Source organism: Neisseria sp. HMSC069H12, assembly GCF_001812735.1.
Classification (GTDB): domain Bacteria; phylum Pseudomonadota; class Gammaproteobacteria; order Burkholderiales; family Neisseriaceae; genus Neisseria; species Neisseria subflava.
The window spans coordinates 158136-168555 of sequence record NZ_KV810302.1 but is presented as its reverse complement, the minus strand read 5'-3'; the positions used below and the strand labels follow the sequence as shown (position 1 = coordinate 168555).

At 50.7% G+C, this 10420-nt stretch carries 8 protein-coding genes; 2 read left to right on the top strand and 6 right to left on the bottom strand.

The features are described from left to right. Positions 1 to 65: 65 nt before the first annotated feature. From HMPREF2872_RS10695 to HMPREF2872_RS10670, 6 genes are all read right to left on the bottom strand, one after another. Positions 66 to 512, bottom strand: a complete 447-nt coding sequence (locus HMPREF2872_RS10695; protein WP_049351165.1) for a GatB/YqeY domain-containing protein — start codon at positions 510 to 512, stop codon at positions 66 to 68. Between the two features lie 95 nt (positions 513 to 607). Then, positions 608 to 820, bottom strand: a complete 213-nt coding sequence (rpsU, locus tag HMPREF2872_RS10690) for a 30S ribosomal protein S21 (protein WP_003680926.1) — start codon at positions 818 to 820, stop codon at positions 608 to 610. Between the two features lie 277 nt (positions 821 to 1097). Beyond that, positions 1098 to 2945: a lytic transglycosylase domain-containing protein gene (locus tag HMPREF2872_RS10685; RefSeq protein ID WP_070633498.1), complete on the bottom strand. Its 1848-nt coding sequence runs from the start codon at positions 2943 to 2945 to the stop codon at positions 1098 to 1100. Between the two features lie 178 nt (positions 2946 to 3123). Beyond that, on the bottom strand, positions 3124 to 3591 hold the full coding sequence (locus HMPREF2872_RS10680) for an FxsA family protein (RefSeq protein ID WP_070633496.1): 468 nt from the start codon (positions 3589 to 3591) through the stop codon (positions 3124 to 3126). A 167-nt stretch (positions 3592 to 3758) separates the two neighbouring features. Further along, positions 3759 to 5273, bottom strand: coding sequence for a polyamine aminopropyltransferase (locus tag HMPREF2872_RS10675; protein ID WP_070633494.1), 1515 nt, complete (start codon positions 5271 to 5273; stop codon positions 3759 to 3761). A 127-nt stretch (positions 5274 to 5400) separates the two neighbouring features. After that, positions 5401 to 6471, bottom strand: coding sequence for a porin (locus HMPREF2872_RS10670; protein WP_070633491.1), 1071 nt, complete (start codon positions 6469 to 6471; stop codon positions 5401 to 5403). 327 nt (positions 6472 to 6798) lie between these two features. Between HMPREF2872_RS10670 and HMPREF2872_RS10665 the strand changes: the two genes are divergently transcribed. Continuing rightward, complete coding sequence (locus HMPREF2872_RS10665; RefSeq protein WP_070633489.1) at positions 6799 to 8418, top strand: ABC transporter substrate-binding protein; 1620 nt, start codon at positions 6799 to 6801, stop codon at positions 8416 to 8418. Positions 8419 to 8493: 75 nt separating this feature from the next. Continuing rightward, positions 8494 to 10290 carry an aminopeptidase P family protein gene (locus tag HMPREF2872_RS10660; protein WP_070633487.1) on the top strand — a complete coding sequence of 599 codons (1797 nt, stop codon included), beginning with the start codon at positions 8494 to 8496 and terminating at the stop codon, positions 10288 to 10290. Positions 10291 to 10420 lie beyond the last annotated feature (130 nt).

Genomic DNA, 10420 nt, shown 5'->3' with positions numbered 1-10420 from the left:
GGGGGATGTCCAACTTTTGGGGTGCAGTTCATAATATTTCAGACGGCCTTTTTGATTATTGATGATTAAGCAGTCAATGCGGCTTTCAAAACCTTGTTGACTTCACCCATGTCGGCTTTTCCGGCCAGACGGGTTTTCAGTACGCCCATGACTTTGCCCATATCGGCCATGCCTGATGCACCGGTTTCTGTAATGGCTGCTTCAACGACAGTCTTGATTTCTTCTGCAGACATCATTTGCGGCAGGTAGCGGTTGAGGATTTCGATTTCCGCGTTTTCTTTGTCAGCCAAATCTTGACGGCCGGCTTCGGCATAGATTTTGGCACTGTCTTTGCGTTGTTTCACCATTTTGGTCAGGATGGAGATGACTTTGGCGTCATCGGCTTCAGTACGCTCATCTACTTCAAATTGTTTGATGGCGGCATTAATCAGGCGGATGGTGCTTAAAGACACTTGGTCTTTGGCACGCATGGCGGTTTTCATGTCTTCGGTTAATTGTGTTTTTAGGCTCATAATATTCTCACTTTTAAAAAGATGCCGTCTGAAAAACAAAACACACCGCAAAGCTGCCCTTGCGGTGTGTTGTTTATCACAGGGCAGGCCTGTAATTAGTACATTTTAGGAGGCAGTTGTTGGCTGCGCAGGCGTTTTTGCAGACGTTTGGCTGCAGCAGCTTTTTTGCGTTTGCGTTCGGTAGTTGGTTTTTCGTACGCTTCACGGGCGCGCAGCTCGGTCAACAGACCGGTTTTTTCTACGGCACGTTTGAAACGACGCATGGCAACTTCAAATGGTTCATTCTCTTTAACACGAATAGCAGGCATTTTATTTCCTTTAAATTTTGTTCAATCAAACCGTTTTAAGAAATAGAGGACGGTTTGTCATAATGGGGTAGTTGTTGTATCGCTGGTTTGCCTAGGGCAGGGCGGGATACGCGCCGTGATGTAAACATCACCTCCTAACAAGTCGGCTTTTGCCGTGCAAGTGACCTTTTCAGTCAGAAACAATCGTGCGATTATCTTATAAACCCGATAGTCTGTCAAGATTGCAGGCCGTCTGAACGTTTGATTCTGTCTCACTTTTCAGACGGCCTGTTGGGTATTAATAGCGGCCGGGAACCGTACCCATACGTTGTTTCAACGAAGTTTGCGGCTCATTGAACAATGACGCGTAATAAGTTGCGTTGGTCATGACTTTTTTCACATAGTCGCGGGTTTCTGTGAATGGGATGGTCTCGGCGTAGATGGCTCCTTCCAAAGGCGAAGAAGCCTGCCAGTTGCGGGCGCGGCCGGGGCCGGCATTGTAGCCTGCGGTGGCCATTACTTCGTTATTTTGCAGGCGGCGTTTGGCATCTGCCATGTACCAAGTACCCATGCGGATGTTGCCGTCCATAGTGTAGAGTTCGCTACTGCTCATACCGATTTTGCCGGCGATTTCGCGGGCGGTCGCAGGCATGACCTGCATCAGGCCTTGTGCGCCGACGCTGGATTGCGCGCCCATGACAAAGCGGCTCTCTTGGCGAATCAAACCGTAAACCCATGCAGGGTCAACGCCTGCCTGTGCGGCATAGCGGACGGTAATATCCTTAAATGGCGAGAGATAGCGCAGTTTGTAGTTGAGCTTATGGTCAGTACGGTCGGCGCTGTTGATTGCCATATCGTAGAACTGGTTGTCAAAAGCGACTTGTGCGGCAGTCAGCAGGTTGTCTTCGTTGAAATCGCGAGTGGCAAAACGCCATTCTGCCTGTGCCTGACGGCGCATTTTGGAATCGCCGTTGCTTTGGCTGTTTTTAAATAGAACCAATGCGCGTTTGATGGCGCCGTCTTCGCTCATGCGGCGGACGTCTCTGGCATCGGCATCAGAAACGTTGTTGCGCGTATTGATGCGGCGGCCCAATTCTTCACCTGCCATTACGGCGTAGAAATTGCGGCCGGAAGCGGCAGCTTTTTCATACATTTCTTTGGCTTGGCTGCTTTTGCCTTGTGCGGCGAAGCTGCGGCCCAGCCAATATTGCCATGTCGGGTCTTTTTGCAGTTTTTCAGGCATATGTTGAATCACGCTTGCCAATTCGTCCCAACGTTGCAGGCGCAAAGCGGCGCGTGCGTACCATTCTAATTGTTCGTCGGTCAGTTGTTTGCGGTCGGAAACGCGGCCGTAGTAGCTCAAAGCAGTCGGCATGTTTTGGCTTTGTGCATGGTAGTGGCCCAGTACGCCCCATGCGAAGCTGCGTTGTTCGTTGCTGAGGCCGGATTCCATGTCGGACAGGGTGGCGGCGGCAGAAGCGGATTTGCGTGCATCTTTGCCGATCACGCTCAACAGGCTGTATTCGGTCGCACCTTGCGCGCCACCTTCAAACGGGCTGCCCAATGCGGCGGCGAGGTTGCGTGCATCTGTGGTTTGGCTGTTGCTCAACAAGCCGCGCACGCGGCGCCATGCGTCGTTGGTGTTCAGACGGCCTGAAGCTGCCGCGCTTTCAACCAGGCGGGTACAGCCGGCAGGCAGTTTGCCGGTCACGCGAACCAGCTCGGCGGCTTTGCTGTAATTGCCGCTGCTCAAATCGGCATAACATTGGACTTCTTGTGCGACGCCGGCGGCGTTCAATTTACTGAATTCTTGACGGAACAAATCCCATTGGCCGCGCGCGCCCAAGGTTTTCAGCCATTCGTTGCGGACGTTTTCAGCCATTGCGCTGTCGCTGGCTTGGGATAAAAATTGTTGTACCCAAGCATCGTCGCCGCGTTTGGCGGCATCGATGGCGCTTTGGTATTGGCTGTAATCGGACAGGATTTTGGATTCGCTGTCGGCGCGGCGTGAAGGAATAGAAGTAGATTTAGGCTGAACGACGGTTTCGGTATTCGAAGCAGTCTGTGTGTTTTGGGTGGCGCACGCCGATAAAACAGCGGCGGTAATCAAGCTGAGGGAGAGAGGGAAAAGACGTTGAACGTTCATTGGATACCGTGTCGTTTTTAGAATCAAAATAACTACTTATTTTAAATGAATTATGCGGAATAACCGAATTACAAACTGATATTTACATTTTCAAAGCCAGGAAATGATTAAGGCCGTCTGAAATATGAAACACTTTTGAGGTATTCCTAATTCAGACGGCCTTTTATGAAGGAAGTTGTCAATCGGGTTTGTGTTCGATATAGTCTTGCGGTTTGTCGGCTTTGCTGGTGCGCGTAACCGTATATTCGCCTTCGATAATATCTTCATTATCTTTGGCGGAGCTGTAAGTCTGGCGGCTTTGGACAGACTGTGTAGAAGAAACGGCCGCGTTGCCTTTAAACGGAATCAGCAAGAGCAGGGCAACGGCGGTTGAAATAAAACCGGGGCTGAGCAGGAAAACCGCGGCGGCAGTATAGCGAATCGGCCACAGCATCTGATAGAGGGAAATGTTTTGTCCGCTGCGGACGGCTGCGCCTGCGAGCAATAAGCCGGAGATGCCGGTATGGCGCAGCATAAAGATACCGCTGATAAAGCTGAGAGCCATCACAAACAGCGTCCAACCGCCACCAAGCCAGTCGGCAACCCAGACGATGGACATGATTTCCAAAAAGATTAAAACCAAAAAACCGATTCCAAAATACTGCATAAGTGTTTGTTCCTTCATTCAACGGATAGTGTCGATTGTGTTCTATCTAGATAAAGATAAACCTTATTTTTTCAAGCAAATGCTGTGTGAAAAAGGGTAAACGGGCGATGAGGCCGTCTGAACGGAGATAAAAAGAAGGCAGATGTTTCAAACGGCCTTTAGATATTCTATCGCATCACATTGTTCCAATCACTTTCAAAATAACTGACGAGAATTTGGTTGTTCAAATAATTTGCTTCAACCTTGCGCCTTGCCATATCGGGCGGAAAATGGAACATTTCGGCGACGGTCTGGGCATTGAGATAGCGGGTGGGTACATCGAATTTTTGCGGAATGGGGAAGTTTTGGTCGAAGCCTGCCAACACAAATCCCCATTCACCGAAGGAGGGGACGTAAACGTGATAAGGCGCGGTGGAAAGGCCGGCGGCTTCGAGGGTGGCAACGACCGACCAGTAGGCGTTGGGGGCGAAGTAGGGCGAGGTGGATTGGACGACGATTTTGCCCTGCGGCTGAAGATGGCGGGCGACGAGGCGGTACATGGGGACGGAGTAGAGTTTGCCCAGTGAGAAGTTGGACGGGTCGGGCAGGTCGATGATGATGACGTCGAATTTTTCAGACGACCCTTCCAGCCATTTGGCGGCATCGTCGTTGACGATGTGCATTTTGGGATGGGACAGCGAGCCTTGGTTGAGCGCGCTCAAGGTGGCGGAGGTTCTAAAAGTAGCGGTCATGTCGGGGTCGAGATCGACCAAAGTAATATTTTTGACCTGCGGATATTTCAAGACTTCGCGTGCCGCCAATCCGTCGCCGCCGCCGAGAATCAGGATGCGTTCGGCATTGGGCACCATCTGCATGGCAGGCAGAACGAGTGCTTCATGGTAACGGGCTTCGTCGCGCGAGGAGAATTGCAGGTTGCCGTTGATATAGAGGCGGGTGTCGTCTTTCCAGCGTGTAACGACCAGCCGTTGGTAGGGCGAATGGCTTTGATAGACGACGGGGTCGCCGAAATAGCTTTGTTCGGCTTTGAAAGAGATGCGGTCGGCGTAGGCGAAAGCGGCGGCGAGGACGGACAAGACAATCAGCGCGCGCAGGCGGATGGCGCGGTAGCGGGGCAATTCGGATTTGAATACACGTGCAGTCAGATAGGCGACGGCGGCGTTGAAAATGCCAAACAATAAGGCGGAACGAGCCATGCCGAGTTTGGGGGCGAGTAGGAGCGGAAACAACAGAGAGACGGCAAGTGCGCCCAAGTAGTCGAAGGTCAATACTTTGGAAACGAGCTCTTTAAATTCCGCCCCTTTTTGGTTTAACACGCGCATGACCAAAGGAATTTCCATGCCGACAACCATGCCGACAATCAGTACAAAAGCGTAGAGCAGGGTGCGGAACGGGGCGGCGGATAAACCGAAGGCGACGAATAATGCCAGCGCGGAAATGCCGCCGATGATGCCGACCAGAAGTTCGATTTCGATAAAGCGGTGCAACACGTCTTCGTCTTTGATGTATTGGGTCAGGTGGGCACCGATACCCATTGAAAACAGATAAAGCCCGATGACGGAGGAAAACTGCAAAATACTGTCGCCCAAAAGATAGCTTGCGAGCGCGGCGATGATGAGCTCGTAAGCGAGGCCACAGCTGGCGACGATAAAAACGGAGATGATGAGGGTGCGGTGGACGTTCATGATGACGTTTTTGTTGCTTGAGTGTGGGCAATGTAATGATTTTTAAGGTGGGCTGCAAGTTTAATTATAGGATGTAGAAAAGGCCGTCTGAACAAATTGTTTCAGACGGCCTTTAATCTGTCAGGCATTAATAGCGGTGTTTGAATACCATGCCCACTGCGTAAGAAGATTTTTTCGGCAAATCTTCTTCGTATTTCGGATTGACGTTTTCTTTCAACCAGCCAGCGCCGAGTGTGGCGGTTGTCCGTTTGGAGAAGCTGTAATCGGTGCTGACGGCGACGTGTTTGTAGTCTTCGCCGACAGAGCTTTTACCGTAGGCAAAGCCGATTTGAGGTTTGAAATTGCCCACTTTGTATGAGCCGGACACCATAAATTCTTTGGTGTTGTTGATTTCTTTGTCGTAAGAACCGGCTACATTGCCTGCCGCATCTTTCCATACGCCCCAGCAGCTGAAGCCGTTGCAAGTATTTTTGGCGTATTGGAACGCGGCATCGACGGAGATTTTGTCTTTGCTGTATCCGGCCATGAATGCATGGGCTTGGAAGTCTTTGGTTTCGGTCGGAGAGTCGTTGGGTGCGTATTCGGCAGCGTAGTGGGCGTTAAAGCCGTTGTTTGGGTGGTTGTAGTCCACACCCCAGCCGAAAACCCAGTCGCCGTCACGTTTTTTGTCCGGATTCCAGTCGTTGTTGTTGCGTGCGGCATTGGAACCTGGGGAAACGTTGAATTTGAATTGGAAACCGTTTTTCCAAGGAGACTCATAAGCCATGGAAACGCGGCGTTGGCCGAAGCGGGAAATTTTGCCGAATTCCAAAATCGAGCTGTTGGTGTCGAACGGGTTCAGATAAATGCTGTTCATGGGTGTACTGATGTAACCCATTTTGACGGTGCCAAGGTTTTTGTAGCTGTTGAGCGCGACGTATGAGTCGGCAGTACCCCAGCCGCCCCAGCGGTCGGAATCGAAGTAAATAAAGGAGCCAAGTTGCCATTTCAGCCATAAGTCGTTGTTGAGTCGTACTTCATCGGAGAGATAAAGACTGGAACTTTTATCGGAAATGGTTGTATTGGTTACGCCGGTTTTATTGTTGTGTTCGACCTCGGTCATAATGTATATGGTACCGTTCATTTTAGGTTCGGCGTGGGCGATGCTCATGGAAGAGCCGATGAGGGTAATGGCAACAAAACAAGATAACTTGTTCATTTTGTTCTCCTTTTATGTCTTTTTCTTAATTGGGGACGGGGTATTCGGATAATCTTATTTGACAAATTATAAAAAATCAATACATTTGTAATTTATCGTAGGATAAATTGAAAAATAGTTTTCAGTTACGTATTTTTGTGTTAATTTGCCAACAATCTTGGATGGCTCACTATTATCCTGATGGAATATGTGGTTTAAAACACTATTTTCATGACTTGAAATAGATGATTTAACTGCACTGGAAAAATTCTAAATAAATGTAGTCGAGTGTAGTTTGAATCATTAGGCCGTCTGAAAAAGAAGAATACCCAAAAGAAGGAATGAAATATGGCCGGAAAAACCTATCCGCTGTTGGCTGCATCATTGGCTGCCGTATTCGCGTTGTCGGCGTGCAGCCGCGATGTCAAGCCTGCTCCTGAGTTTAAACGTACCGATTATGAGCGCGTGGTGGTCAGCAACGGCGTCGAGCCGGGTACGCTGGATCCTCAGATGAGCGGCGATATGGCGGCTGGTGCGATTATCCGTCAGTTGATGGATGGTTTGGTCGGTACGGATGCCGAAGGTAAAACCATTCCTGCTTTGGCGGAAAAATGGGAGAGCGAGGGCGAGCGTGTTTGGACCTTCCATCTGCGTGATGCCAAATGGAGCAATGGCGATCCGATTACTGCCGAAGATTTCGTGTACAGCTTCCGCCGTCTTGCCGATCCGGCCACCGGCGCACCTTTCGGCAGCTATTTGGTCGATGCACAAGTGGAAAATGCGGAAGATATATTAAACGGCAAAGCCAAGCCTGAGACATTGGGCGTCAAGGCGTTGGACGCGAAGACCCTGCAATTTACGCTGATTGCGCCCGTGCCTTATTTCCCCGATATGCTGATTCAGCAATTCACATTTCCGGTTCACCGCGCCACTGTTGAAAAATATGGCAATAAGTGGACACAGCCCGGTCATTATGTTTCCAGTGGTGCCTATCTGTTAACGGATTGGAAAGTCAATAGCCACATCAATATGGAACGCAATCCCAATTATTACGATAAAGACAAAGTGGCCATTCCGAAGGCGGTTTTCTTATCAGGTAGCGGTGAGTACAACCGTTATCGAGCCAATGAAATTGATGTGACCTACGGTATTCCCAGTGATCAGGTCAAAGTCGCGGATATTGAGTTTCCGGGCCAAGTAAGACGCACGACTTCTTTGTGCAGCTGGTATTTGGAGCCGAACCACGAAGCGGCGCCGTTTAACGATCCACGCGTCCGCAAGGCGCTCAATATGCTGACGCGCCGCGACATTGTCGTCAAAGTGGGCGGCCGCGGCGATACGCCTGCCTTCCAATTGACGCCGCCGCAAATGCAGGGCGTGATTCCTGTTTATCCGGAGTGGAAGGAGTGGACACCTGAAAAACGCATCGAAACCGCACGCAAACTGTTGAACGAAGCAGGCTACAACGATGAACATCCGCTTGAGTTCGATATTTTGTACAGCACCAGCGAAGCGTCTAAAAAACAAATCACTGCCGTGCAGTCGGTGTGGAAAGCTGCCATTCCGTTTATCCGTCCGACTTTGTCCAACGAGGAATGGAAAACTTATTTGGATACGCGCGCGCAAGGTAATTTCAAGGTTTCGTTCAGCGGCTGGTGTTCCGATTTCAACGATCCGGCAGGTATGCTCAATATTTTGAAATCCAACAACTCAAACAATGCATTCCGCTACAAAAGCGCGGCGTTTGATACATTTATGAACAATACGCTGAAAGATGGTGTCAGCAAGGAAGCGCGCAGCCAGCTTTATGCCGATGCGGAGAAGCAGCTTCAAGAAGACGCTGCACTGATTCCGCTGTATCATCAGGTTGAAGTGCGTATGGTCAAACCTGATATTATCGGCTATTCCGATAAAGACCCTTTGCGGAACTATACAGTCAAGAGCTGGTCGTTCGCACCGAAAAAATAGATTGATGATAGACAGCACAAATTTTCAGACGGCCTTGATGACAGGGGCCGTCTGAAACAATAGGAGACATAACACATGAAATCTGTACAGCAACGTTTGTCCGCTTTACGCGAAGCCATGAAAAAACATGGCGTGGACGCGTTTGTCATTCCTTCCGCCGATCCGCACCTTTCCGAATACCTGCCCGAGCATTGGCAGGCACGCCGCGATTTTTCCGGCTTTACCGGTTCGGCCGGCACTTTGGTGGTAACCGCCGATAAAGCTGGCGTGTGGACGGACAGCCGCTATTGGGAACAGGCCGGCCAACAGCTTGCGCCAAACGGCATCGAGCTGCAAAAAATGGGCGTTGATGCGCCTTATACTGAATGGTTGGCGCAAAATCTGCCCGAGGGCGCAGTGGTCGGCGCGCCTGCCGATATGTTCGCACTCAGCGGCGAGCGCGGTTTAAAACAGGCACTTGCCGCCAAAAACATCCGCCTCGAATACCCTGAAACCTTGTTGGGCGAAGTGTGGGACGACCGTCCTGCATTGCCGACTCCGGAAATCTACGTTCACCATCCCGACTATGTTTCCGAAACGGCGGCCGAAAAACTGGCCAGAATCCGTGCGGCCATGAAAGAGCAGGGCGCAGATGCGCATTTGGTTTCTTCTTTGGACGACATCGCTTGGATTACTAATCTGCGCGGCGATGATGTACCGTTTAACCCTGTGTTCTTGTCCCATCTGTTTATCAGCCAAGACAAAGCCGTATTGTTTACCGATGCAGGCCGTCTGAAAGCCGAATCTGCCGAAGCTTTGAAAGCGGCAGGTTTTGAAGTATTGCCTTATGCGCAGGCGGCGGACTATTTGGCAGGCGTTAATGGCACATTGCTGATTGATCCGAACAAAACTGCTGTCGGCACTTTGCGCCGCCTGCCTGAAGACGTCCGTTTGATTGAAGCCATCCACCCAAGCACATTCTTCAAATCAGTCAAATCCGATGCCGATATCGCCCATATCCGCAATACCATGGCGGAAGACGGCGCGGCATTGTGCGGCTTCTTTGCCGAGTTTGAACAAATCTTGGCAGACGGCGGCGAATTGAGCGAACTGGACATCGACGGCATGCTCTACAAACACCGCAGCCAACGTCCCGGCTTTATTTCGCCAAGTTTCGACACCATCGCCGGCTACAATGCCAATGCCGCCTTGCCTCATTACAGCGCGACACCGGAAAACAACAGCAAAATCAAAGGCGACGGTATGCTGCTGATTGACTCCGGCGGTCAATACTGGGGCGGTACGACCGACATCACGCGCGTGGTGCCTGTCGGCAACCCGAGTGCAGCCATGAAGCGCGATTACACTTTGGTGTTGAAAGCTCATATTTCTCTGGCGGAGACCATTTTCCCTGAAAACATCAAAGGCCCGATGATTGATGCCATCTGCCGCAAATCGCTCTGGCAGGCGCAATGTGATTATGGTCACGGTACAGGTCATGGTGTGGGCTATTTCCTCAATGTGCATGAAGGCCCACAAAGCATTGCCGTTGCCGCCGTACCGCAACCGCATCACGCGATGAAATCAGGCATGCTGACTTCCAACGAGCCGGGTCTTTACCGTCCGGGCAAATGGGGTATCCGTATCGAAAGTTTGGTAATCAACCGCCCGGTTGAAAACCCAGAGGAAACCGAGTTCGGCAAATTCCTGTATTTTGAAACCGTTACCCTCTGCCCAATCGATACGCGCCTGATCGATACCAAACTGATGACCGGCAGCGAAATCGAATGGCTGAACCAATATCACGCCGAAGTGCGCCGCCGTCTCGAGCCTTTGACAGAAGGAGCGGCCAAAGCATGGCTGATTGAACGCACCGAACCTTTGGCGCGTTAACGTGAAAGGCCGTCTGAAACGGCGGATACAAAGTTTCAGACGGCCTTATAACAACAATTATCTAAAAACTAAAAAACCTTACCCGACTCCGAATAAAAACAATAACCCGGTCGGAATAGAGAGAGAAACC